The organism is Hungatella effluvii (genome assembly GCF_003201875.1).
In the GTDB taxonomy this organism is placed as follows: Bacteria; Bacillota; Clostridia; order Lachnospirales; family Lachnospiraceae; genus Hungatella; species Hungatella effluvii.
Window position 1 is genome coordinate 150,171 of record NZ_QJKD01000009.1, and the last position, 24,737, is coordinate 174,907.

The following is a 24,737-nucleotide window of genomic DNA, read 5'->3' on the forward strand; positions in this document are numbered from 1 at the left end:
TCTGCTTTCCGTTCTGTCCCGGCTGGCTCCTTCCAGTTCCAGTTTCGGGCATAAGCATTTCTAAACGTGCAGAATTTTTCTAAAAGCCAGGGAAAATTCCCAAACTCGCTGTGCTCAGACAGGTGGATATTTCCCCTGAACGAAAAATCCTGCGCGTTAAGAATTGCTAATACCCTGTAAAGTCACAGGAAAAGCCAAGGAGCCAGCCGGGACCGAACGGGAAGCAGAGGGTGGCGGGGGCGGGGAACTGTAGCGAACATTTGTCTTATTTTAATAAAATGCTTTATAATTTATAAAGAAGAAGTTCACAGAAAATTCTCAAAAAATTTTCAAGCGTATGTATTGACAAATGAGGGAAAAAAGAATATATTATGAAATGAAGATGTTAGCACTCCCAAACGTTGAGTGCTAACAGGAAGACTCAGAAAGGAAGTGTGGCGGGTTGAACGATAAGGACCAGTTGGACGGCCGTAAGGTTACGATCTTGAAGGCCATTATTAAAACGTACTTAGAAACCGGCGAACCGGTTGGTTCCAGAACTATTTCCAAGTACACCGATCTGAATTTGAGTTCAGCCACGATCCGGAATGAGATGTCTGATCTGGAGGAGCTGGGATACATTGTACAGCCGCATACGTCGGCCGGGCGGATTCCCTCCGATAAGGGATACCGCTTTTATGTGGATCAGATCATGCAGGAGAAAGAAGAAGAGTTTACTGAAATCAAGGAGCTGATGCTAAAGCGTGTGGACCGGGTCGAGCTTCTGCTGAAGCAGATGGCAAGAATCCTGGCGCAGAACACGAATTACGCGGCTTTGATCAGTGCTCCCCAGTATCACAGAAACAAGCTGAAATTTATCCAGCTGTCCAAGGTTGATGATGGAAAGCTTCTGGTGGTCATCGTTGTAGAGGGAAATATGATTAAGAACACCATGATCCCCGTCAGCCAGCAGCTAAGCGATGAAGGGCTTTTAAATCTTAACATTCTTCTTAATAATGCCTTAAACGGGCTGACCATAGAGGAAATCAATCTGGACGTGATCAGCAGATTAAAGGAGCAGGCCGGCATACACAGCGAGGTGGTCGACCGGGTTCTGGGCGAGGTTGCGGAAGCAATCCGGGCGGACGACGATGATTTGCAGATTTACACCAGCGGTGCCACGAACATTTTCAAGTATCCGGAGTTAAGCGACGGAGAGATGGCAAGCCGTCTGATCGGTACGCTGGAACAGAAAGAACTCCTTCAGGAGCTGGTCGATGATGTGAACAGTTCAGAGAGCAGTTCGGGAATTCAGGTCTATATCGGCGAGGAAGCGCCGGTGCAGACGATGAGGGACTGCAGTATCGTCACAGCGAATTACGAGCTGGGCGAGGGCTTGAGGGGAACGATCGGTATCATCGGTCCAAAGCGTATGGACTATGAAAAGGTTTTGAATACGTTGCGGAATCTCATGACGCAGCTGGATTCGATCCTGAAAAAAGATGAAAGGTGAAGGGAAGAACAGTGAGCAGCGAAGAGACGAGAATAGAAGAGGAACTGGTAGAAGAGGCCATGAAGGCTGAAGACGCCGGTTCCGTTGAAAAGGAAATAGAAAAAGGCGATAAAGAGGCCGCGGAGACAGACGCGTGTGCCGAGGACGCCGCTGAGGAAAAAACCGGAGAAGAAGAGCCGGCAGAAGAAACGCAGGCAGAACCGGAGAAGAAAGGATTTTTTGGAAAGAAGAAAGAGAAGAAAGATCCGAAAGACGCCAAGATAGAGGAACTGACCGACCGTCTGCAGCGGAATATGGCCGAGTTCGATAACTATAGAAAGAGAACCGAAAAAGAAAAATCTGCCATGTTTGAAATCGGCGCCAGAGATATTATTGAAAAGATACTTCCGGTTGTCGACAATTTCGAGAGAGGCCTTGCAGCCGTTCCGGAGGAGGATAAGGGCGCTCCGTTTGCAGAAGGAATGGAAAAAATATATAGACAGCTTATGAAGACGCTGGAAGATGCAGGTGTAAAACCGATCGAAGCGGTGGGTCAGCCATTTGACCCGAATTTCCACAACGCAGTGATGCATATTGATGACGAATCCCTTGGCGAGAATACGATCGCCATGGAACTTCAGAAGGGTTATACCTACCGGGATACCGTGGTGAGACACTCCATGGTTCAGGTAGCCAATTGACTGTGAGCACTTAGCGAGGTTCTTTCGAGCTTAGTGCGAACGTCGTTCACGAATCTTAGCGAGGTCTTCTCGAGCTTAGATGAGTGAACATACCCGTAAGCATAAAATTTATTCAATTACAATATTTCAGGAGGAAAAAACTATGGGCAAGATTATTGGTATTGACTTAGGTACTACTAACAGCTGTGTGGCTGTTATGGAAGGTGGAAAACCGGTTGTTATTCCGAACAGTGAGGGTGTAAGAACAACACCATCTATCGTAGCATTTACAAAAAACGGTGAGAGACTGGTAGGTGAGCCTGCAAAGCGTCAGGCGGTTACCAATGCGGACAGAACCATCTCTTCCATTAAGAGACATATGGGTACAGACTACAAGGTAGCGATCGACGGAAAGAACTACACACCGCAGGAAATCTCCGCGATGATTCTGCAGAAGTTAAAAGCAGACGCAGAGGCTTATCTGGGCGAGAAGGTAACAGAGGCCGTTATCACGGTTCCTGCATACTTCAACGACGCACAGCGTCAGGCAACCAAGGACGCAGGCAGGATTGCCGGTCTTGATGTAAAGCGTATTATCAACGAGCCGACGGCAGCAGCGCTGGCATACGGCCTTGACAATGAAAAAGAGCAGAAGATCATGGTATACGATTTAGGCGGCGGTACATTCGATGTTTCCATCATCGAAATCGGCGACGGCGTAATCGAAGTACTTTCCACAAACGGCGACACCCGTCTGGGCGGCGATGATTTCGACAACCGCATCACCCAGTGGATGGTAGACGAATTCAAGAAGACAGAGGGCGTAGACTTATCCGGTGACAAGATGGCTATGCAGAGATTAAAAGAAGCTGCAGAGAAGGCTAAGAAGGAATTATCTTCCTCCACAACCACCAACATCAACTTACCGTTCATCACTGCTACGGCAGAAGGCCCGAAGCATCTCGATATGAACTTAACGAGAGCGAAATTTGATGAACTGACACTCGATCTGATCGAGCGCACGGCTGTTCCGGTACAGAACGCATTAAGAGATGCCGGAATCACATCTTCCGAGCTTGGAAAAGTTCTGCTGGTAGGCGGTTCCACCCGTATGCTGGCAGCACAGGAAAAAGTAAAACAGCTGACAGGAAAAGAACCGTCCAAGACCTTAAATCCTGACGAGTGTGTGGCGATCGGCGCCAGCATCCAGGGTGGTAAGCTGGCAGGCGATGCCGGCGCAGGCGATATTCTTCTTCTGGACGTTACTCCACTGTCCTTATCCATCGAGACCATGGGCGGCGTAGCGACAAGACTGATTGAGAGAAACACCACAATCCCGACAAAGAAGAGCCAGATCTTCTCCACAGCGGCTGACAACCAGACTGCGGTTGATATCCACGTTGTACAGGGCGAGAGACAGTTCGCAAGAGATAACAAGACACTCGGCCAGTTCCGCTTAGACGGAATTCCGCCTGCAAGAAGAGGCGTTCCGCAGATCGAGGTTACCTTTGATATCGATGCCAACGGTATCGTAAACGTATCCGCTAAGGATCTTGGAACAGGCAAGGAACAGCACATCACCATCACTTCCGGCTCCAACATGTCCGATGATGATATCGATAAGGCTGTAAAAGAAGCGGCTGAATTCGAGGCTCAGGATAAGAAGCGCAAGGAAGGCATTGATGCGAGAAATGACGCCGACTCCATGGTATTCCAGACAGAGAAGGCTTTACAGGAAGTAGGCGACAAGATAGACGCCAATGATAAGGCTGCCGTAGAAGCTGATTTAAACGCTTTAAAAGAAGCCATCAACAGAGCTCCGATCGAAGAGATGACAGACGCTCAGATCGAAGATATTAAGGCAGGCAAAGAGAAGCTGATGAACAGCGCTCAGGCACTGTTTGCAAAAGTATATGAGGCTGCCCAGGGTTCTGCAGGTGCCGGCCCTGATATGGGCGCTGGCGCGGATAGCGCAGGCGGCGGAGCTTCCTATCAGGACAGCGATGTAGTTGACGGAGACTACAAAGAGGTGTAAGATAGTCTGGTCAGTTGACAGGGCTTTGGAAAAAGTGTTGTAGTGATACAGCACTTTTTCCGCAGTTTTCATATTTGGTTGTCCGGCAGGCATGAAGGGCCGGGACCAGGTAAAGCGATGAGTGAAAGGTAGACCTAAGATGGCAGAAAAGAGAGATTATTATGAAGTCCTCGGCATTCCCAAAGACGCAGACGATGCGGCGATTAAGAAGGCCTACAGGGCATTAGCAAAAAAATACCATCCTGATACGAACCCCGGCGACGCTGCCGCAGCGGAGAAGTTTAAAGAAGCTTCCGAGGCGTACAGCGTGCTCAGTGATCCCGATAAGAGACGCCAGTACGACCAGTTTGGTTCCGCTGCGTTTGACGGAAACGGCGGACCGGGCGGATTTGGCGGTTTCGATTTTTCCGGCGCAGATATGGGAGATATCTTTGGCGATATCTTCGGCGATATTTTTGGCGGCGGACGATCCAGAAGCGGTGCCCGTTATAATGGACCATCGAGGGGCGCCAATGTCAGGACCAGTGTCCGGATCACATTTGAAGATGCGATTTTCGGATGCGAAAAAGAGATCGAGCTTAATTATAAAGAGGAATGTGCGTCGTGTCACGGAAGCGGGGCGAAAGCGGGAACCTCACCCGTTACCTGTCCGAAGTGTAACGGAAAAGGTAAGATCATGTATACCCAGCAGTCCTTCTTCGGTCAGGTACAGAATGTCCAGACTTGTCCGGACTGCGGCGGAACAGGCCGTATCATAAAAGAAAAATGTCCGGATTGTTATGGAACAGGATATATTACGAAGCGTAAGAAGTTTAAGGTCACGATTCCTGCGGGCATCGATAACGGACAGAGCGTGCGTCTGGCCGGAGCCGGTGAACCGGGAACCAATGGCGGAGAGCGGGGCGATTTACTGGTCGAGGCCGTAGTATCCGGCCATCCGATCTTCAAACGTCAGGATACCAGCATTTTCTCCACCGTGCCGATTTCCTTTACCAGGGCGGCGCTGGGCGGTCCGATCCGCATCAAGACGGTGGATGGAGACGTGGAATACGAGGTGAAGGCCGGAACCCAGACAGACACCAAGGTCCGCTTAAAGGGCAAGGGCGTTCCGTCTCTGAGAAACAAGGCAGTCCGCGGCGACCATTATGTCACACTGGTTGTACAGGTGCCGGAGCGTATGAATGAGGCTCAGAAGGAGGCGCTGCGCAGGTTCGATGAGGCGATGGGCGGCGACAGTTCCGAGGGCGAGAAGCATAAGAAAAAAGGAATTTTTAAATAGCAGTTATCGATAAGGCCGTCATCAGGCAGTAATCCCTGATGGCGGCATTTTCATTTACTGATAATTCTCGCAAAAAATTATGAATCCTTACAATTTTATACAATACACAAAATATAATTGGTTCTATCTTGTAAAAAACAGTAAAAACCAGTAGAATAGGAATCAGTAAAAGAAACATATCAGTTTCGGTTTTGGGGAAATCCGGAAAGGGTAAGGGATGACAGAAGAAGAGCGGCAGGTTTTAGAGTTTGTCAGGCGGTTTCACCAGGTCTGTCTGGAAGAGCAGGATATGGAACAGGTCGGTCAGATGATTTCTGACGATATCGAATGGACTGGTGCAGGAAGATGCAATAGAGTAAAGGGACGTGAGAACATCTTAAACGCCTTTGAGGCGGATCAGAACGGAAAGAAGTACGATTATCAGATTCTGAATGCGGATTATGCGGTATCGCTTCTCGCCGGACACGTTTATTCCTTTTCAGGAATCTGTTATGTCAGAGGAACCCAGGGGGGGCTGGAGGACGGCGAGCGTGTGGTGCGCACAACGGGCGTCTGCCGGTTTGAGGACGGCGTCGGGTATATGATGAGACTTCATCACTCTCTTCCGAACCGTGCGTGGGAATCCGATCTGCAGCGCATGACACAGGAAGATGTGCGGGTGCTGCGGAGTCTGGTCGGTTTGCAGTCAAAGGAACTGGAGGAGAAAAACTCTAACTTGGACGCGCTGATTCAGAATATCCCCGGCGGCGTTATCTGCTGCAGGGACGACGAGGATCTGGAACTTATATTTTACAGCGATGGTTTTTTAAAGATGTTCGGCTATACAAGAGATGAGATGGAGACGGTCCTTGAGAATAAGTTCAGTCGGATGATCGTGCCGGAAGATTTGCAGAGCACGCGTCTGGACGTGATCCGTCAGATGAAGAACGGAAATACCAAGGAGATCGAATACCGTGTGATCTGCCGGGACGGAAGTCATCTTGTCATTCAGGATAATGGACAGCTGGTCATGCGGGACGGCCAGCCCGTTTTTTACTGCATTCTGATCGACATTACAGAGCGCAGAAAGGCGGATGAGGAGCTGAAGATGAGTCTGGAACGGTGCCAGATTATCTTAAATCAGGCCACAGACATTATTTTCGAGTGGGATATCAAGAGCGATACACTGACCTGCTCGCCGAACTGGATCAAAAAATTCGGATATCAGGTGGTCCGTGATCACATATCGGAAGAGGTATTGAGACGGGGCAATTTACATAACGATGATAAAAAGATCTTTGTGCAGATGCAGAAAGAAGTCCTCTTAGGTTCCCCCTACGGGGAAAATGAGATACGGATAGCCACAAAGGATGGGCGATTTATCTGGTGCAGGGTGCGCTACACGCTTCAGACGGACCAGGACAAGCGGCCGGCACGGGCCATCGGGCTGATCGCGGACATCGACAAGGAGAAGCGGGAAAAAGAGCGGCTGCTGGAACTGGCGGAACAGGACTCTCTGACCGGCCTCTACAACCGGGGCGCGGTTCAGACGCTGATCCAGCGGTATGTGGTGAAGGCGCTGCCGTCGGACCGCTGTGCGCTGATGATCCTTGACGTGGATAATTTTAAGAAGGTTAATGATATTTACGGCCATTTAAGCGGTGACGCGATGTTAAGAGACATTGCAGACATGCTTCGCAGGCTGTTTCCGGAAAATGCGGTTCTGGCGAGAGTCGGCGGAGATGAGTTTGCGGTCCTTTTGTACCACGTGAAAACTTTGAGTGAGGTGGAGGAGAAGGCAGATGGTATTCTTAAAAACTTCCGGTCGATTTTAAGGCAGCAAAAAGATATCATATCCTGTTCGATCGGTATCTCCATCGCTCCCGAGAACGGCGATAACTTCGCAAGCATCTACAAAAACGCCGATGCAGCGCTCTATCAGGCCAAACGGCAGGGGAAAAACAGATATGCCCTCTATGCGGAATCGCTGGAGGATGTCATCACACCGGAGGGACAGACAGACGTGGCTGGAGCGGCAGTTATGGATCAAAAACTTGCAGACCAGAACCTGACAGGCTATGTGCTGGATATCCTGAGCCGCTCCCACAGCATGGAAAAATCCATTAATCAGCTGCTGGAGATTGTCGGAAGACAGGTGGATGTGTGCCGTGTCTACATTTTCGAGGATGACGAAGATGGAATCCGGTCCTCCAACACGTTTGAGTGGTGCAAGGAGGGGGTCCAGCCCGAAAAGAAAAATCTGCAGAGCATAGATATGGAGGCGCTCGATCATTACTACGATAACTTTAACGAAGAAGGCATCTTTTTCTGCCGGGATGTCAGTACGCTTCTGACACATCAGCGCATGATTCTGGAAAATCAGGGGATTAAGTCCGTGCTGCAGTGCCGGATCATGGACCAGGGGAAGCCGAAGGGATTCATCGGTTTCGACGAATGCATGGAAAACCGTTACTGGACCGGCAATCAGATCCGGCTGCTTCAGACCATTTCCAGGATTCTCGGTATCTTCTTAATGAAGGGAAGGGCGCAGGAGCGGCTTGGCAGGGCAATGAACGGATTTTCCGCAGCATTGGAGGAGCAGAGAGACTGGTTCTATATTCTGGACATGGAGACGTGTCAGTTTCTTTACACCAGCAGAAAGGTTCAGGAACAAGATCCGGCGGTCGTCTGCGGCGGTGTCTGTTACCGCGTGTTCTTCGGGGCGGACCGGATGTGCGAGGGCTGTCCCATGCTGCTGCTGGATTCCGTCAGGACCAGTGCGTCGAGCCTCGTCTGGAACCGGAATAGGAAATGCTACGTGCATACCCGCGCCCAGGCTGTATTGTGGCCGGGAGGAAGAGAGGCGTGCATGATCAGCTGCCGCATTGTGGAAGGGCTGGAAAAACAGAGAGAGGAACCAGAAAATAGCTAGGAGGAAGAAAAATGAAAAAAATTAAAAGACTTACACTGACGGCGGCACTGGCATTCTGTGCGATCCTGTGGTTTTCTATGGCGGCGTTTGCGGATGATACGCAGGAGGTACGGGATTTTCCGGGATTTAACGGTTCCGGATCGAAGCAGGTCGGACCAATCGAGGGCAGCGTCTCCTATGACTGCTGGTACGATGACGACGACAGCGATGATGACGATGGCGGACCGGGTGCCTATACGTATAAGAGGGGCTGGCGCTACAGCCCGGGCGGCTGGTGGTTCCAGAACAGTGATGGGAGCTGGCCGTCCAATGGATGGAAGCACATCGACGGCAGATGGTATATGTTTGACAATGGCGGCCACATGATGACCGGATGGTACACCGATGGAAACGGCAATAAATTTTACTTAAATCCGACTGACGACGGTACGCTGGGTTCCATGAGAATCGGCTGGCAGATCGTCAACGGAAAGGCCTACTATTTTAACACGATGTCCGACGGTACGCTGGGACGTCTCCTTGTGAATACGACGACGCCGGATGGCTACCATGTGGGTACCGACGGCATCATGGCACGGTAGCCGGGGCGGAAGGGCGGGAGACCCCGTACTCTGAACAGCCTGAAAACATGGATGACAGATAAGAAATAACAGATAGGAAATAACAGATAGGAAATAACAGATAGGAAATAACAGATGAGGCATATCAAATGAGACAGAAAAAGGCTGAACCTGCTTGCCGCGGGTTCAGCCTTTTTCGTTTCGATTACAAACTCTAATTGCCGTTAGATTGTAATATGTGAAAATTCGTTCTGTATCCGGTCCCTCATGACTCAGGGCGAGTGTGATGTGGTGTAATGCATCAAGGAATTTCGTTTTTCTTGATATTTTTTGCCCCTTGTGATCGGTATGGAACAGAAGTGATTTTCATCCGTTCAATAGATTAATGCATGAGGATCGTGTTTTATTGCATCTATTTCAAAAAAAAATAAAAAAAATTTATTTTTCTTTTTCACTTCCATGCGTTATGATGGAACAGACAGCCCGATAAGTCGAAAAATGGCGTAAATCCGCCATTTTTGAAAGAAGAAGACCCCGGTAAATACAGTTGCTGTTGCAGCGATATCAAAACTATGCTATGATATCATGTGGTTTATTTCCGTGAGCAGCGAGTAAAGTGCCAGACGGACATGTCTGCATGTCCAATAGGTGATTTTCGCAGGCGGCGGATCATGTCGGATTATCTGATTGACTGGAACCAGTCACAGATGAAAGAGAGGAAACGAATATAATGCACCAGTATCTGATTGTATGTCCGCTGGTATTCTTAGCCGGTTTCGTAGATTCCATTGCCGGCGGCGGCGGTCTGATCTCACTTCCTGCCTATTTGGCAGCAGGGGTTCCGCCTCATTTGGCGCTGGGAACGAATAAGATGGGATCGACCATGGGAACGGTCATCTCCACGGCGAGGTTTGCGAAGAGCGGCTACATCAAATGGAAGCTGTCCTTATTTGCGGCAGCCTGCGCGATTGTCGGTTCCATTATCGGTTCGAATTTATCCCTGCTTGCCAGTGAGAAGTTTTTAAAGGGAATGATGTTGTTCGCCCTGCCGGTTGTGGCTTTCTATGTTTTGAAAAATAAGGATATGGGCGATAATCAGAATACGGGAAGTCTTACGGAGAAGCAGATGATGCTGATCAGCATGGCTGCCGCGCTGGTGATCGGTACATATGACGGCTTCTACGGACCGGGAACGGGTACCTTCCTTCTGTTAGTTTTAACAGGGGCGGCGAAGATGAACCTTAAGACCGCATCGGGGACGACAAAGGTGATCAACCTGTCCTCCAATATTGCAGCGCTGGTGACATTTTTAATAAATGGAAAAGTATTGCTTCCGCTGGGAATTACAGCGGGCGTCTTCTGTATTGCGGGCCATTATATCGGCTCCGGTATGGTGGTAAAGAGCGGCCGGAAGGTCGTGCGTCCAGTTGTTCTGGCGGTGCTGTTGTGTCTTTTTGTGAAAATTGTGAAAGGGTAAGGGATTGCTATGAAATGGAAGAAATTTACGCTGAAGACCACGACACAGGCCGTGGATTTAGTCAGCAGCATGTTTGATGAGATCGGAATCGAGGGAATCGAGATCGAGGACAATATTCCGCTTACGGCGGAGGAGACGAAGGGGATGTTCATCGATATCCTTCCGGAGCTGCCGCCGGATGAGGGCGTGGCGTTTGTCAGCTTCTATCTCGACGACAGCCAGGACATCGCCGGCATCCTGAAGAGTGTGGATGAGGGACTTGATGACCTTTCCATGTTTACGGATCTGGGAGAGCGGACCATCACCGAGAGCGAAACAGAGGATAAGGACTGGATCAACAACTGGAAACAGTATTTCAAGCCGTTTACCGTGGATGATATCCTGATCAAGCCTACCTGGGAGGAGATTCCGGAGGAACATAAGGATAAGCTTCTCATTCAGATTGATCCGGGAACAGCGTTCGGCACAGGCCAGCATGAGACGACTCAGCTCTGTATCCGTCAGCTCCGCAGATATGTGACGCCGGAGACGGTTCTTCTCGATGTGGGAACGGGAAGCGGAATTCTGGGAATCACAGCCTTAAAGCTTGGTGCAAAGACGGTGTTTGGCACGGATCTCGACGAGAATGCCATCACGGCGGTCGGTGAGAACCTGGAGGCCAATGGAATTGATTCAGAGAAATTTGCAGTCCTCCAGGGTAATATTATCGACGATAAAGATGTTCAGGACGCGGCGGGATATGAAAAGTATGACGTGGCGGTGGCAAATATTCTGGCGGATGTCATCATTCTGCTTCAGAAGGAAGTTCCGGTACACTTGAAAAAGGGAGGAATCTTCATCACCTCCGGCATCATTAATATGAAGGAAGAGGCAGTGAGGGCGGCATTTGCGGCCAACGACGCCTTTGAAGTAATCGAGGTAACGTATCAGGGTGAGTGGCTGTCGGTTACGGCCAGGAAGAAATAGGGAGAGTATGTATCATTTTTTCGTAAATCAGGATCAGATCGGGCCGGAGACTGTCACAGTCACGGGGCCGGACGTGAACCATATAAAAAATGTGCTGCGCATGAGGCCGGGAGAAGAAGTCCTGATCAGCAACGGTGTGGACAGGGACTATTTATGTAAACTTGAGACGATCGCGGCGGACAGCGTGACCGCGGCGATCGTCTCGGTTACGGAGGGCGGCACGGAGCTGCCCGTGAAATTTTACTTATTTCAGGGGCTTCCGAAGAGCGACAAGATGGAGCTTATCATCCAGAAGGCGGTTGAACTGGGCGTCTATCAGGTGATTCCGGTAGAGACAAGGCGTACCATCGTGAAGCTGGACGCGAAGAAGGAAGACGCAAAGGTGCGCAGATGGAACGCCGTCTCGGAGAGCGCGGCGAAGCAGTCGAAACGCCTGATTATTCCGGAGGTGACCGGTGTGATGTCATTTCGAGAAGCGCTCCAGTACGCGGGTGGATTCAATAAGAACATCATTCCGTTTGAGCATGCGGAAGGGATGGCGGACACAAAGGCGTATTTCGCAGGAATCAGGCCGGGCATGAGCTGCGGAATCTTCATCGGCCCGGAGGGCGGATTTGAGGATGACGAGATCGCGATGGCCTCGGAGGCCGGAGTGAAGCCGGTGACACTTGGAAAACGAATTCTGCGCACGGAGACGGCCGGGCTGGCAGTGTTGTCTGTCTTAATGTTCCAGATGGAGAATTGACGAGCCAAAAGTGCTCATAACGAGGAGAATTTAAATGGAAGTTTATTTTGATAATTCGGCAACGACGAAGGTGTTTCCGCCAGTGGCCGATCTTGTAATGAAAGTGATGACGGAGGATTATGGAAATCCGTCCGCGAAGCATGGAAAGGGCATGCGCGCGGAACAGTATATCAAAGAGGCCGCAGAGATCATCGCCGGTACACTGAAGGTATCTCCGAAGGAGATTATATTCACCTCCGGCGGCTCAGAGTCCAACAATATGGCGCTGACCCGGACAGCCATAGCCAATAAACGGGCCGGCAGTCATATCATCAGCACCTCCATTGAACACGCCTCGGTCTACAATCCGCTGGCGTATTTGGAGGAACAGGGCTTTGAGGTGACGTATCTGCCGGTGGATCATGACGGCCATATCAGCCTGGAGGATTTGGAAAACGCCATCCGCGAGGATACGATCCTTGTATCCATCATGTATGTGAACAATGAGATCGGCGCGGTGGAGCCGGTGGAAGAGATCGCAAAGCGGATCAAAAAGAAGAATCCGGCGATTCTGTTCCACGTCGATGGTATTCAGGCGTACGGAAAGTTTGTCATCCGGCCGAAACGGCAGGGTATCGATTTACTCTCGGTCAGCGGCCATAAGATTCATGCTCCGAAGGGAATCGGTTTTCTGTATGTGGACAGCCGGGTTAAGATAAAGCCGCTCATCTACGGCGGCGGCCAGCAGCGGGGCATGCGCTCCGGCACGGAAAACGTACCGGGGATCGCCGGACTCGGTGAGGCGGCCAGGGAGATGTATCAGAACCATGGCGAGAAGATGAAACAGCTCTATGAGTTAAAGGATTACATGATAAAACGGCTGGATGAGGTCGAGGGAACCACGGTCAACAGCCTTCCGGGAGAGTTGTCCGCGCCTCAGATCGTGAGCGCCAGCTTTTCCGGAGTGAGGAGCGAGGTGCTGCTTCACGCACTCGAGGACAAGGGAATCTACGTTTCCTCCGGATCCGCGTGCTCCTCCAATCACCCGGCGGTCAGCGGAACCTTAAAGGGAATCGGGGTAAAACAGGAACTGCTGGATTCCACACTGCGTTTCAGCTTCGGTGTATTTAATACGAAGAACGAGGTGGATATCTGTATCGCAGCGCTTAAGGAGCTGCTTCCGGTGCTCCGGAGGTATCAGAGAGGCTGACAGCCATGAACAATCAGAACGGCTGACCTGGCAGAAGGCCGTAAGAGGCATCAGGCATTCAGAACGCAATGCCCGGCAGAGAAAAGAAAGGATCAATATGCAGTATAAATCATTTTTGATAAAGTACGCCGAGATCGGTGTAAAGGGAAAGAACCGTTTTATGTTTGAGGACGCTCTGGTGACACAGATCCGTCACGCATTAAAGGATATCGATGGAGATTTTATGGTGGTGAAGGAGTCGGGAAGAATCTACGCCACAGCGGAATCTGAGTATGATTTTGACGAGGCAGTCGAGACGCTTAAGCGTATTTTCGGCATTGCCGCCATCTGTCCCATGGTTCAGGTGGACGACAATGGATATGAGGACTTAAAGAAACAGGTGCTCGCCTATGTGGATGAGGTTTATGAGGATAAGAATTTTACCTTCAAGGTAAATGCCAGACGCGGCAATAAAAAGTATCCGGTAAATTCCGACCAGATCAACAGGGATTTAGGGGAAGTGATTCTGGATGCGTTTCCCGAGACGAAGGTGGATGTTCATCATCCCGAGGTCATGCTCCATGTGGAGGTGAGAAACCGGATCAACATTTACTCCATCGTCATTCCGGGACCGGGCGGTATGCCGGTGGGAACTAATGGAAAGGCCATGCTGCTCTTAAGCGGCGGTATCGACAGCCCGGTGGCCGGTTATATGATCTCAAAGCGCGGTGTGAAGATTGACGCCGTTTATTTCCATGCGCCGCCTTATACGAGTGAGCGCGCAAAGCAGAAGGTGGTCGATTTAGCGAAGCTGGTATCGAGGTATTCGGGACCAGTTCATCTTCATATCGTGAATTTTACGGATATCCAGCTCTATATCTATGATCAGTGTCCTCATGAGGAGCTGACCATTATCATGAGACGTTACATGATGCGGATCGCCGAGAGACTGGCAGTGGATGCCGGAGCACAGGCTTTGATCACAGGGGAGAGCATCGGCCAGGTGGCTTCCCAGACAATGCAGTCCTTAGCCGCCACGGACGCGGCCTGTACGATGCCGGTATTCCGTCCGGTTATTGGATTTGACAAACAGGAAATCGTGGATGTAGCTGAGAAGATCGGAACGTACGAGACATCGGTTCTGCCCTTCGAAGACTGCTGTACCATCTTTGTGGCAAAGCATCCGGTTACAAAGCCGAATTTGAAGATGATTGAGCGTTCGGAAGAAAAGCTGAAAGAAAAAATCGACGAGATGGTGGAGACTGCCATCAATACTGTGGAAAAGGTATGGTGCTGATGCATCGGACGAACTTTCCCGTGAAAGAACAAAGAGTCCGGCCCGCCGGACTCTCGCGCCGGAGCGCGGTGGCTTCAGCAGCCCAATTTCCTAAGCGCGGAGTACGCATACCCGATAAAGCGGGGCACGCTGTCCCGCCCGGGGATTTTTATGTAATAGGAGCACCTTCCTATTAAATAAAAAGCTTCAACCGTGGGACACGGTTGAAGCGCTTACTTGTCCGATTAATCAACGATGTATGGCTTTAAGATGCTTACGATCTCATCCACGCTGCTCTCAGAATGAATGTTTAAATCGATCGGCTTGGATAAGTCTAAACTGAAGATGCCCATAATGGACTTGGCATCAATAACGTATCTTCCAGATACCAGATCAAAATCGGTATCGAACTTGGTTAAGTCATTTACAAAAGATTTTACTTTGTCGATGGAGTTTAAAGATATACGCACTGTTTTCATGTGAAAAAACCTCCTTGAGATTGTTCTTTTTTTGATCAGGGAATCCCCGCTTGTTCAAGTTCAATACTACTGGTATATGGGTTAAAAGTCAATGGTAATTTTACATGAAAATAAACTTCACATACTGTTTATTTAGATAGGAGAAAATAAAATGAGAAAGGCAGCCCTGCATAACCTTGGATGCAAGGTGAATTCATACGAAACGGAGGCTATGCAGCAGCTTCTGGAAGAGGCGGGATATGAGATTGTTCCATTTGCCGAAGGCGCGGATGTGTACATCATCAACACCTGTTCAGTAACTAATATAGCCGACCGCAAATCGAGGCAGATGCTTCACCGGGCAAAGAAGATGAACCCGCAGGCTGTGGTAGTGGCGGCAGGCTGTTACGTGCAGTCGGCAGGAGAGGCGCTCAAACTGGACGAAGCGGTGGATCTGGTCATAGGAAACAACAAAAAGACCGAACTTGTGAGAATCCTGGATGACTACTTTGCAAACGAAGACCACATTGTGGAAGAGACGGTAATCGATATCGGAGCGGCAAAGGATTACGAGGCCCTGACCATCAAACGGATCGCCGACCACACCAGGGCGTTCATCAAGGTCACAGACGGATGCAACCAGTTCTGCAGCTACTGCATCATCCCTTATACGAGAGGACGGGTGCGTTCCAGAAAGCTGGAGGACGTGCGCGCCGAGGTCGAGCGGCTGGTGAAGGCCGGATATAAGGAGATCGTGCTGACAGGGATTCATTTAAGCTCTTACGGCGTGGATTTTGAAGGCGGGGAGAAGAAGACGCTTCTCGACCTGATTGAGTGCCTTCATGAGGTAGAGGGACTCTTAAGAATCCGTCTGGGCTCTTTAGAACCGCGGATCATCACAAAAGAGTTCGCGGAAGCTCTGGCGTCTCTACCCAAAATCTGTCCTCATTTCCATCTGTCCCTTCAGAGTGGATGTGATGGGACGCTTGCGCGGATGAACCGCCACTACACGACGGAAGACTATTTAAGCCGTTGTGAGATCCTGCGGGCGGCGTTTGAATGTCCGGCGATCACCACCGATGTCATCGTAGGCTTCCCGGGGGAGACAAAAGAAGAGTTCCAGACAACAGAGGCGTTCTTGAAGAAGGTTCATTTTTACGAAATGCACGTCTTCAAATACTCCAAACGCGAAGGCACCCGCGCGGCCGTCATGCCGTCACAGGTTCCGGAGCCGGTGAAAACCGAACGAAGCGGAGTCCTTCTGTCACTGGAAAAAGAAATGTCCCTCGAATACCGGAAGCAGCATCTCGGAAAGACTACTGAGGTACTGATGGAAGAAGAATATGAGTGGGAAGGAAACCGATATATGATTGGCCATACAAAAGAATATATCAAGGCAGCGGTACCGTTTCAGGAAGACCTGAAAGGAAGTATGATTTCCGGAATACTTGAGACCCTGCTAAATGACGAGGTATTTCTCCTGAAAAACTAAGAAGATATATCTCCTTACCACTTACTTAGCCTTTTAGTCAATAAAATACAATGATACAGTTTTTCTTCCACCCTCCGCCGCTTTCCTGCTTTTTATCGCAGCGGAGCCAGTACACAGCCGAAATTCCGCAGGGCGGGGACGCATGTTTATTCCAGTGTGCCGGCATCTGGATATGAGTTATAAGAAAGTCCGGGCAGGGCGAACACGCCCGGTTTTGGTGTGTACGTCAGGTCCGGACTTTCTTATCGCGAGTAGGAAGCAAGACGGACACGGAATAAACATGCGTCCCCGCCCTGCGGAATTTCGGCGTAACTCATCCATGGAAAATTCAGGAAAATCAGGAATTTTTATTTTTTTCTTGCCGAAACAGCAAATATGGTTTAGAATAGAGAAGAACAGTTAAAGGACGTGAGCGTAATGGGCGATATTCATAATACACAATTTTTTGGTTCAGTACAGGAAAACAAGCTGGATGTAAGCCAGGTTCTGGAGCAGGTCTATATTGCCCTTTCAGAGAAAGGGTATAATCCGGTCAACCAGATCGTGGGTTATATCATGTCTGGAGATCCTACTTATATAACCAGTCATAAGAACGCCAGAAGTCTCATCATGAAGGTAGAACGGGATGAGATCCTGGAGGAGCTTATGAGGGTCTATATCGATACGATGCTTAAGTAGTTTTACACGGTAAAGAGAATCTGTAATTTGACTGTCAGATGAAGGAATAAACGGACTCTGGCAGTTGTTTTTTCGTGTTGGAAAAATACCGGTTTTATTTCCAGCGGCAGCGATCGGAGAGACATGCGGGCATGTTCATCCGGTAACTTCTGCGGGAGCCAATACCCCGCCACCTGCGGGGCGCAAATGTGATGCCCCGTTGTCCGCGGCGGGGTATTTGAATTTTGCTGCAGTTCCTCAGATAACCGATAGAACGGCTGAACTGGAGCTTTTATTTCCGCAGGCAATGAGTCGGGAGGACATGCCCGCATGTCTGTCCGGCGGCCGCGAGGGTCAGGGACACTGCCGTTAGCGGCGGAAGGTTTGACGAATATGGAGAAAATAAATATGAGAATAATGGGCCTTGACTACGGTTCCAAGACTGTTGGCGTTGCCGTATCCGATTCCCTTGGCATTACTGCCCAGGCGGTGGAGACGATTACGAGAGAAGACGAGAACAAATTAAGAAAGACTTGCGCCCGAATTGAAGAATTGATTCGGGAATATGAGATTGAAACCATTGTTTTGGGTTATCCTAAGAATATGAACAATACTCTGGGAGACCGTGCAGAGAAAACAGAGAGCTTTAAAACCATGCTGGAGCGCAGGACCGGACTGCCGGTGGTACTCTGGGATGAGAGGCTTACAACCGTTCAGTCGGAACGGATCTTACAGGAGAGCGGAGTCAGACGGGAAAACCGGAAGGCGGTCATCGACAAAGTGGCGGCCGGATTGATTCTGCAGGGCTATTTGGACAGTCTGCCAGGCGGCACGACCAGAGGAGAATGACGAACGATGAGCAACGAAGAAAAGAAGATCACATTGGTGACAGATGACGGCGGAGCCGTGGATTTTTACGTTCTGGAAGAGACCAGAATTAATGGAATGAGTTATCTGCTGGTGACAGATGCAGCGGATGACGACGAAGAAGGAGAATGTTACATTCTGAAGGACTTATCGGAGAGCGACGATGCGGATGCTCTTTACGAGTTCGTAGAGGATGATAACGAGATAGATTATTTATTTAAAATATTTTCCGAACTGCTGGAAGACGCGGACGTGGATATTGAAAAGTGATGAAGAATATGGAACAGGAAGTTTTTAAAGACATGCTTCGTAAAAAGGGACTCAAAGTGACAAATCAGCGCATGCTGGTACTGGAAATCATGGCGGAGCGCCCGGGTGAACATTTAACGGCGGAGGACATCTATGACCTCGCGAAAAAGAAATGCCCGGAGATCGGACTGGCTACGATATACAGGACCGTGCAGGTACTGGTGGATCTTTCGGTAATCGATAAGGTGAGCTTTGACGACGGTTTTGCCCGCTATGAATTAGGGGGTCTTGAAAGTGAGTCCAGACATCACCATCATCACGCAATATGCAGCCGCTGCGGCAGAGTATTTTCATTTGAAGGAGACCTCCTTGATACGCTGGAGCAGGCCATTTCCGATACCATGGGATTTAAGGTGACGGATCATGAGGTAAAGCTCTACGGGTACTGCAGGGATTGTCAGAAAATCATGGAAAAAGAAGAACAGGACGGAAAATAATAGAAAAATGGAGGTAACAGATTGAAGAAACAGGACAGCAATGCAAAAATTAAGATCATTCCCCTTGGTGGAATGGAACAGATTGGTATGAATATTACCGCGTTCGAATACGAGGACAGCATCATCGTAGTGGACTGCGGACTTGCTTTCCCCAGCGACGACATGCTGGGCATCGACTTAGTCATTCCGGACGTAACGTATTTAAAGCAGAACATCGACAAGGTGAAGGGATTTGTGATCACCCACGGCCATGAGGACCATATCGGGGCCCTGCCGTATATTTTGAAAGAGGTCAACGTGCCGGTCTACGGGACCAAGCTGACCATTGCACTGATCGAGAATAAGTTAAAAGAGCATAATTTATTAAAGAATACGAAGAGGAAAGTAATCAAGCACGGTCAGTCCATTAACCTTGGATGCTTCCGTATTGAATTTATAAAGACAAACCACAGTATCGCAGACGCTTCCGCACTGGCCATCTATTCACCGGCGGGCGTGATCCTGCACACCGGCGACTTTAAGATCGACTATACGCCGGTATTCGGCGAACCGGCCGATTTAGAGCGTTTCGCAGAGCTGGGCAAGAAGGGCGTTCTGGCCCTGATGTGCGACAGCACCAACGCCATCCGCCCGGGATTTACCCCATCGGAAAAGACGGTGGGAAAGACATTTGACAATATCTTTGCAGATCATAAATTTAACCGTATCATCGTTGCCTCTTTTGCCTCTAATGTGGACCGTGTGCAGCAGGTGATCAACTCAGCGGCTAAATACGGACGCAAGGTCGTGGTAGAGGGACGAAGCATGGTGAACGTCATCGGAACGGCCAGCGAACTGGGCTATATCGACATCCCGGAGGGAACCTTAATTGATATCGACCAGCTGAAGAATTATCCGGACGAGCAGACTGTGCTTATCACCACAGGAAGCCAGGGAGAATCCATGGCGGCCCTTTCCCGTATGGCGGGAAGCACCCACAAGAAGGTATCGATTAAACCGACCGATGTGATAGTGCTCAGTTCCACCCCGATTCCGGGTAACGAGAAGGCTGTATCCAAGGTTATCAACGAACTGGCCATGAAGGGCGCTGAAGTAATCAATCAGGATACCCACGTATCGGGACATGCCTGTCAGGAAGAGATCAAGCTGATCTACGCCCTGGTGCGTCCGAAATACGCGATTCCGGTTCATGGAGAGTACCGCCATCTGATGGCTCAGAAGAATCTGGTACAGGCTATGGGCATTCCGAAGGACAATATCGTGATCATGTCCTCGGGAGACGTGGTAGAACTGGGACAGGAGTCATGGGGCATCGTAGATCACGTTTCAGCAGGCGGAATCCTGGTAGACGGACTGGGTGTCGGCGACGTCGGCAATATCGTGCTGCGTGACAGACAGAACCTTGCTCAGAACGGTATCATTATTGTCGTGCTGACGCTGGAAAAATACAGCAACCAGCTTTTGGCTGGCCCGGACATCGTGTCCAGAGGCTTCGTCTATGTGAGAGAATCCGAGGATCTGATGGAGGATGCAAGAGCGGTCGTAAACGACGCCGTGCAGGACTGCCTCGACCGTCATGTCAACGACTGGGGCAAAATCAAGAATATTATCCGTGACAGCTTAAGCGATTTCTTATGGAAACGAATGAAACGGAATCCAATGATTCTGCCGATTATTATGGAAGTATAAGAAGCAGAAGAATAATATAAGAATCAGAAGCAATATAAGCATCAAAGAATCAGGACTTTCGTGATGAAAGGGATGACAGTATGAGCCGTGCTACAAAAGAGATCAACAGAATAACGGGAGCCATCATCGGAATATCCGGAAGGCTGATTGTCTGCGCGCTGGTTGTGCTGCTTCTTTATGAAGGCGTGACAAAGGGCTATGAATTTGGACATGAAATTTTCTATGCCACGCCTGTGGAAGCTGCTCCGGGAAGAGACAGGAGCGTTACTGTGGAGGAAGGCACCTCCATCACGGATGCGGCAAAGCTCCTTAAGTCATACGGGCTGATTGCGAATGAATATTCATTTGTTATACAGGCCATCTTCTTCGACTACGAAGTGAATCCCGGGACGTATACCGTGAATACCTCTATGACCTCCAAGGAGATTCTTCAGTTGATGAATGAAAATACCGGAGAAGAGGAAGAGAAGGAATGATTGTTAACGACAGAGTCACGGACTACATCAATTCGCTGGAGAGAAGCCGGGGACCGCTCCTGACGGAGATTGCGTCAAAGGCCCGGAAGGAACGGGTGCCGGTCATCCGCGAGGAGACAGCCTCATTCCTGATCTCTCTGGTGGAGGCGAAGCGACCGGCGGCTATCCTGGAGGTTGGCACCGCGGTGGGCTACTCGACGCTTTTGATGGCGGGTGCCATGCCGGAGAAATGCCGCATAACAACGATTGAAAAATATGAAAAACGGATACCAGAAGCCCTTCAAAACTTCGAGAGAGCAGGGGAGAGTGAACGAATCACCCTGCTCCCCGGCGATGCCGGAGAGATCTTGAAGGAATTAACCGGTCCTTATGATTTTATATTCATGGACGCGGCGAAGGGCCAGTATCTCGTATGGCTTCCCGAAATCATGAGACTCATGGTTCCGGGAAGTATGCTTGTCTCGGACAATGTGCTCCAGGATGGCGATATTATCGAATCCCGTTACGCGGTGGAACGGCGCAACCGGACGATTCATGGGCGGATGCGGGAGTATTTATATGAGCTGAAACATACGGACTGCCTGGCCACGTCGATTGTCCCCATCGGGGACGGCGTCGCCTTAAGCGTTTTAAGAGAGCGGGTTAGGTGAGCCAGAGAGGTATGAGTCAGAGAGGTGCGAGTCAGAGATAAGCGGCCAGAGATTACAAATGTATGCCTGCCATTGGCGGGAGATAGAAAGAGATGTAAAAAGATGAGAAAGACAGAACTGCTTATTCCGGCTGGAAGCCTCGATGTGCTGAAGACCGCCGTGATCTACGGTGCGGATGCGGTCTACATCGGCGGCGAGGCCTTCGGACTGAGAGCGAAAGCTAAAAATTTCACTAACGAAGAGATCAAAAAGGGAATTGTCTTTGCCCATGAACATGGCGTGAAGGTCTATATAACTGCCAATATCCTGGCCCATAACGATGATTTAGCGGGCGTGGAGGCGTATTTTGAGGAACTGAAGGAGATCAGGCCGGATGCGCTGATAATCTCAGATCCGGGAGTATTTACCATTGCCAGGCGGGTAATACCCGATATGGAGATTCATATCAGCACCCAGGCTAATAATACGAACTACGGAACGTACCGATTCTGGTATGATCTGGGGGCAAAGCGCGTGGTAACGGCGCGCGAGCTTTCCTTAAAGGAGATTAAGGAGATCAGAGACCACATTCCGGAGGATATGGAGATCGAGAGCTTTATTCACGGAGCTATGTGTATCTCCTATTCGGGCCGATGCCTTTTAAGCAATTTCATGACAGGAAGGGACGCCAATCAGGGCGCCTGTACCCATCCCTGCCGTTGGAAGTATTCCATCGTTGAGGAGAAGCGTCCGGGAGAGTATATGCCGGTTTATGAGAATGAGCGCGGCACCTTTATCTTTAATTCCAAGGATTTATGTATGGTCGATCATATCCCGGAGATGATCGATGCAGGAATCGACAGCTTCAAGATCGAAGGCCGCATGAAGACGGCGCTCTATGTGGCGACAGTGGCCAGGGCCTACCGTAAGGCGATCGACGATTACCGAAAGGATCCGAAGCTTTATGAAGCGAATCTGGACTGGTACCGGGAGGAGATTGCCAAGTGTGTCAACCGGGAGTTTACGACAGGCTTCTACTTTGGCAGGCCGGATGCGTCCGCGCAGATCTATGAAAACAGCACGTATGTGAAGGATTACACGTATCTGGGGACTGTGGCGTCTGTGGACGGCCGTGGATACGGAGGGCTGGAGCAGAAGAATAAGTTCTCTGTGGGAGAGACCATCGAGGTGATGAAGCCGGATGGAAGGAATATCGAGGTTGTTGTTAAGGGGATTTATGATGAGGATGGGAATCCCCAGGAGAGCGCCCCCCATGCACAGCAGAGGATTAAAGTGGATCTGGGAATTGAGATGGAGAAATACGATATTCTGCGGAGATGTGAGAGCTGAGAAATTTATTCAAACATAAGATAGAAATGAATATCCGGTGAACCATGTGTGAGTCTGCTCTGCATGGTTCCCGGATATTTTTATTCATATACTCTTATTTACAGGCTCCCAAAAGAGCCGAAGACCGTGAGGAGAACGAGCAATTTGCCTGGTTTGCCACGGTATTACATGGAGGGATCAAGGCAAATTGATATTGTGTACGAAAAATAATTGTGCTAAACTTCTATAGAAGAAAGCAGATTAAGGAATAAACTATGGGGATGTAACAAAAGGGGGAAGCGGAAGTGGTTGTACTTTTGGTCGATGATGAGAGAGTCGAACTGGACATGCTGGAACACTGTGTGGAATGGGATTCTCTGGGAGTGGAGAAGGTTTATACGGCCGGTAATGGAAGAAGGGCATTACAGATCGTACAGGACAGGAAACCGGATATTGTAATTACAGATATTGAGATGCCGGTGATGGATGGAATTACCCTGTCCCGCAAAATCCGCGCAATGGGATTGAATATCAAGATTATTTATCTTACCGGGTACGATAACTTTGCGTATATCAAAGCAGCATTCAAAATGGATGCGGTTGACTACATACTAAAACCGGTGGTGCCGGCTGTGGTAAAGGATGTAATTGGACGTTCTGCTGCTTTGATAAAAAAGGAGAAAGAGGCGGAGCAATCATTTGAAATTTCCAGGCATGCGATGATGGAAGAACTTGTTTTACAGGGAAGAGAAGTAAAAAAGACAGCAGTTAAGCTTGGAGATAAGTTATCAGGATCTTTTACGATGCTTCAGATCTACGGTGGTATGAACAAGGTATCCTGTGAAAAGATATGCAGCCGTTTTCCTGAGATTCGTTATGAGATATGGGAACGCGATAAAACTACGTTTCTGTTAAAGCCTTCGAAAAAGACAGAGACAATGGCGGCGGAGATTCTCGCAGAGGGGAAAAAGGACAGTTCGCAGATACTTAATTCGATCTATATCAAAGAGCCGATTGATATACAACATCTTCATGAGGCGTATCTGGTCAGTTGTTCGTACCATACACAGTTGTATTATAAAGCAGATGGAGTGATAGTAAGCGCAGAGCGGGCGGATATTGCAGACACAATGACAAGGGAGCCGAAGCCTGGGAAAACGGGGGCCATACAGGACGTATACATGGAGACTGTAAGCCGGTATCAAGAAGGAATTCCAGATGCAGAAGAGAACAGGATTTATGAAATTACCAGGAACCTGTTTGACAGTCTGGAGGCATATCGGTGTGAGGTAGAAGAAGCGGTCAGATATTTATGTGCACTTGTCTGGGAACTGGACTGCCATTTTGTCAGAGGAAATGACAGAATCAGCCAGTTTATGGCTTTAAATGCAGAGACGGCCATAGAAAAAATCGGGGAAAGCCTCCATTCTTTGGAGGCAGAGCAGATACTGACAACATATCTGCATCAGATATGTTCATATTTTGAGATGCAGAGACAGGGAAGAAACAGTTACGTTGTGCTGAAGGTGAAAGAGTACATTAAAAACAATTACCAGGGACAGATCAGCATGGAGAAATTAGGAACCAGACTGAATTTATCGCCCAATTATATCAGAGCAATATTCAAGGCGGAGACGGGACAGACGATATTGGAATACATCATGGATTACCGTTTTTCCACGGCCTGCAGTCTGCTGAAGGATAAAAACTTAAAGGTACGGGAAGTAAGCCGGCAGGTTGGATATGATAATGTCTCTTATTTCTGTTCAGTCTTTACGAAGCGCTATGGGGTCAGCCCCAGCGAATACCGTAATTCTTTGTAGGCT

Annotated in this window: 22 protein-coding genes; 21 read left to right on the plus strand and 1 reads right to left on the minus strand. The window is 49.4% G+C overall.

All coding sequences use genetic code 11. The features are described from left to right. Positions 1–442: 442 nt before the first annotated feature. From hrcA to thiI, 11 genes are all read left to right on the plus strand, one after another. A complete protein-coding gene (gene hrcA, locus DFR60_RS17565) occupies positions 443–1,492 on the plus strand; it encodes a heat-inducible transcriptional repressor HrcA (protein ID WP_110324056.1) in 1,050 nt (349 codons plus the stop codon). Positions 1,493–1,551: 59 nt separating this feature from the next. Then, complete coding sequence (grpE, locus tag DFR60_RS17570) at positions 1,552–2,172, plus strand: nucleotide exchange factor GrpE (protein ID WP_110324146.1); 621 nt, start codon at positions 1,552–1,554, stop codon at positions 2,170–2,172. Between the two features lie 142 nt (positions 2,173–2,314). Beyond that, a complete protein-coding gene (dnaK, locus tag DFR60_RS17575) occupies positions 2,315–4,186 on the plus strand; it encodes a molecular chaperone DnaK (RefSeq protein WP_110324057.1) in 1,872 nt (623 codons plus the stop codon). Positions 4,187–4,325: 139 nt separating this feature from the next. Beyond that, positions 4,326–5,465: a molecular chaperone DnaJ gene (gene dnaJ / locus DFR60_RS17580; protein ID WP_055653984.1), complete on the plus strand. Its 1,140-nt coding sequence runs from the start codon at positions 4,326–4,328 to the stop codon at positions 5,463–5,465. Positions 5,466–5,682: 217 nt separating this feature from the next. Next, positions 5,683–8,376, plus strand: a complete 2,694-nt coding sequence (locus DFR60_RS17585) for a diguanylate cyclase domain-containing protein (RefSeq protein ID WP_110324058.1) — start codon at positions 5,683–5,685, stop codon at positions 8,374–8,376. Between the two features lie 11 nt (positions 8,377–8,387). Further along, positions 8,388–8,957 (plus strand): glucan-binding protein, encoded by a 570-nt coding sequence (locus DFR60_RS17590; RefSeq protein WP_110324059.1) that lies wholly within the window; start codon positions 8,388–8,390, stop codon positions 8,955–8,957. 709 nt (positions 8,958–9,666) lie between these two features. Further along, the gene (locus tag DFR60_RS17595; RefSeq protein ID WP_110324060.1) at positions 9,667–10,413 is read left to right on the plus strand and encodes a sulfite exporter TauE/SafE family protein; all 747 of its coding nucleotides are present in this window, start codon (positions 9,667–9,669) and stop codon (positions 10,411–10,413) included. 9 nt (positions 10,414–10,422) lie between these two features. After that, the gene (gene prmA / locus DFR60_RS17600; RefSeq protein WP_110324061.1) at positions 10,423–11,379 is read left to right on the plus strand and encodes a 50S ribosomal protein L11 methyltransferase; all 957 of its coding nucleotides are present in this window, start codon (positions 10,423–10,425) and stop codon (positions 11,377–11,379) included. A 7-nt stretch (positions 11,380–11,386) separates the two neighbouring features. Then, the gene (locus DFR60_RS17605; RefSeq protein WP_110324062.1) at positions 11,387–12,124 is read left to right on the plus strand and encodes a 16S rRNA (uracil(1498)-N(3))-methyltransferase; all 738 of its coding nucleotides are present in this window, start codon (positions 11,387–11,389) and stop codon (positions 12,122–12,124) included. Between the two features lie 34 nt (positions 12,125–12,158). Further along, on the plus strand, positions 12,159–13,313 hold the full coding sequence (locus tag DFR60_RS17610) for a cysteine desulfurase family protein (protein ID WP_110324063.1): 1,155 nt from the start codon (positions 12,159–12,161) through the stop codon (positions 13,311–13,313). Positions 13,314–13,410: 97 nt separating this feature from the next. Continuing rightward, entirely contained in the window at positions 13,411–14,589 is a 1,179-nt protein-coding gene (gene thiI, locus DFR60_RS17615; RefSeq protein WP_110324064.1) for a tRNA uracil 4-sulfurtransferase ThiI, read from the plus strand. 224 nt (positions 14,590–14,813) lie between these two features. On the opposite strand, the gene DFR60_RS17620 is transcribed toward thiI, so the two are convergent. Then, positions 14,814–15,047, minus strand: coding sequence for an HPr family phosphocarrier protein (locus tag DFR60_RS17620; protein WP_110324065.1), 234 nt, complete (start codon positions 15,045–15,047; stop codon positions 14,814–14,816). Positions 15,048–15,198: 151 nt separating this feature from the next. Here DFR60_RS17620 and mtaB point away from each other — a divergent pair, with 151 nt between their 5' ends. The 10 genes from mtaB (at position 15,199) to DFR60_RS17670 (ending at position 24,734) form a co-directional block, all read left to right on the plus strand. Beyond that, positions 15,199–16,518 carry a tRNA (N(6)-L-threonylcarbamoyladenosine(37)-C(2))-methylthiotransferase MtaB gene (mtaB, locus tag DFR60_RS17625; RefSeq protein WP_110324066.1) on the plus strand — a complete coding sequence of 440 codons (1,320 nt, stop codon included), beginning with the start codon at positions 15,199–15,201 and terminating at the stop codon, positions 16,516–16,518. 417 nt (positions 16,519–16,935) lie between these two features. Next, the gene (locus DFR60_RS17630) at positions 16,936–17,196 is read left to right on the plus strand and encodes an IreB family regulatory phosphoprotein (protein ID WP_002602485.1); all 261 of its coding nucleotides are present in this window, start codon (positions 16,936–16,938) and stop codon (positions 17,194–17,196) included. Between the two features lie 387 nt (positions 17,197–17,583). After that, positions 17,584–18,024 carry a Holliday junction resolvase RuvX gene (gene ruvX, locus DFR60_RS17635; protein ID WP_110324147.1) on the plus strand — a complete coding sequence of 147 codons (441 nt, stop codon included), beginning with the start codon at positions 17,584–17,586 and terminating at the stop codon, positions 18,022–18,024. 6 nt (positions 18,025–18,030) lie between these two features. Continuing rightward, a complete protein-coding gene (locus tag DFR60_RS17640; RefSeq protein ID WP_025530574.1) occupies positions 18,031–18,312 on the plus strand; it encodes a DUF1292 domain-containing protein in 282 nt (93 codons plus the stop codon). An 8-nt stretch (positions 18,313–18,320) separates the two neighbouring features. Beyond that, positions 18,321–18,788, plus strand: coding sequence for a Fur family transcriptional regulator (locus tag DFR60_RS17645; protein WP_110324148.1), 468 nt, complete (start codon positions 18,321–18,323; stop codon positions 18,786–18,788). 21 nt (positions 18,789–18,809) lie between these two features. Beyond that, positions 18,810–20,477, plus strand: a complete 1,668-nt coding sequence (locus DFR60_RS17650; RefSeq protein ID WP_110324067.1) for a ribonuclease J — start codon at positions 18,810–18,812, stop codon at positions 20,475–20,477. A gap of 80 nt (positions 20,478–20,557) precedes the next feature. Continuing rightward, positions 20,558–20,953 carry an MltG/YceG/YrrL family protein gene (locus DFR60_RS17655; RefSeq protein WP_110324068.1) on the plus strand — a complete coding sequence of 132 codons (396 nt, stop codon included), beginning with the start codon at positions 20,558–20,560 and terminating at the stop codon, positions 20,951–20,953. Beyond that, positions 20,950–21,603: an O-methyltransferase gene (locus DFR60_RS17660; protein ID WP_110324069.1), complete on the plus strand. Its 654-nt coding sequence runs from the start codon at positions 20,950–20,952 to the stop codon at positions 21,601–21,603. The genes DFR60_RS17655 and DFR60_RS17660 overlap by 4 nt, the downstream gene beginning before the upstream one ends. 102 nt (positions 21,604–21,705) lie before the next feature. Beyond that, positions 21,706–22,932 (plus strand): peptidase U32 family protein, encoded by a 1,227-nt coding sequence (locus DFR60_RS17665; RefSeq protein ID WP_110324070.1) that lies wholly within the window; start codon positions 21,706–21,708, stop codon positions 22,930–22,932. A gap of 284 nt (positions 22,933–23,216) precedes the next feature. Then, a complete protein-coding gene (locus DFR60_RS17670; RefSeq protein WP_110324071.1) occupies positions 23,217–24,734 on the plus strand; it encodes a response regulator in 1,518 nt (505 codons plus the stop codon). Positions 24,735–24,737 lie beyond the last annotated feature (3 nt).

Bases quoted from the DNA above. Each gene is read 5' to 3' on its own strand.
- grpE (WP_110324146.1), top strand. From the start codon at position 1,552: ATGAAGGCTGAAGACGCCGGTTCCGTTGAAAAGGAAATAGAAAAAGGC.
- dnaK (WP_110324057.1), top strand. From the start codon at position 2,315: ATGGGCAAGATTATTGGTATTGACTTAGGTACTACTAACAGCTGTGTG.
- DFR60_RS17590 (WP_110324059.1), top strand. From the start codon at position 8,388: ATGAAAAAAATTAAAAGACTTACACTGACGGCGGCACTGGCATTCTGT.
- DFR60_RS17595 (WP_110324060.1), top strand. From the start codon at position 9,667: ATGCACCAGTATCTGATTGTATGTCCGCTGGTATTCTTAGCCGGTTTC.
- DFR60_RS17610 (WP_110324063.1), top strand. From the start codon at position 12,159: ATGGAAGTTTATTTTGATAATTCGGCAACGACGAAGGTGTTTCCGCCA.
- DFR60_RS17620 (WP_110324065.1), bottom strand. From the start codon at position 15,047: ATGAAAACAGTGCGTATATCTTTAAACTCCATCGACAAAGTAAAATCT.
- DFR60_RS17655 (WP_110324068.1), top strand. From the start codon at position 20,558: ATGAGCCGTGCTACAAAAGAGATCAACAGAATAACGGGAGCCATCATC.
- thiI (WP_110324064.1), top strand. From the start codon at position 13,411: ATGCAGTATAAATCATTTTTGATAAAGTACGCCGAGATCGGTGTAAAG.
- DFR60_RS17585 (WP_110324058.1), top strand. From the start codon at position 5,683: ATGACAGAAGAAGAGCGGCAGGTTTTAGAGTTTGTCAGGCGGTTTCAC.
- mtaB (WP_110324066.1), top strand. From the start codon at position 15,199: ATGAGAAAGGCAGCCCTGCATAACCTTGGATGCAAGGTGAATTCATAC.
- DFR60_RS17665 (WP_110324070.1), top strand. From the start codon at position 21,706: ATGAGAAAGACAGAACTGCTTATTCCGGCTGGAAGCCTCGATGTGCTG.
- DFR60_RS17630 (WP_002602485.1), top strand. From the start codon at position 16,936: ATGGGCGATATTCATAATACACAATTTTTTGGTTCAGTACAGGAAAAC.
- DFR60_RS17645 (WP_110324148.1), top strand. From the start codon at position 18,321: ATGGAACAGGAAGTTTTTAAAGACATGCTTCGTAAAAAGGGACTCAAA.
- prmA (WP_110324061.1), top strand. From the start codon at position 10,423: ATGAAATGGAAGAAATTTACGCTGAAGACCACGACACAGGCCGTGGAT.
- DFR60_RS17660 (WP_110324069.1), top strand. From the start codon at position 20,950: ATGATTGTTAACGACAGAGTCACGGACTACATCAATTCGCTGGAGAGA.
- DFR60_RS17640 (WP_025530574.1), top strand. From the start codon at position 18,031: ATGAGCAACGAAGAAAAGAAGATCACATTGGTGACAGATGACGGCGGA.
- DFR60_RS17605 (WP_110324062.1), top strand. From the start codon at position 11,387: ATGTATCATTTTTTCGTAAATCAGGATCAGATCGGGCCGGAGACTGTC.
- dnaJ (WP_055653984.1), top strand. From the start codon at position 4,326: ATGGCAGAAAAGAGAGATTATTATGAAGTCCTCGGCATTCCCAAAGAC.
- ruvX (WP_110324147.1), top strand. From the start codon at position 17,584: ATGAGAATAATGGGCCTTGACTACGGTTCCAAGACTGTTGGCGTTGCC.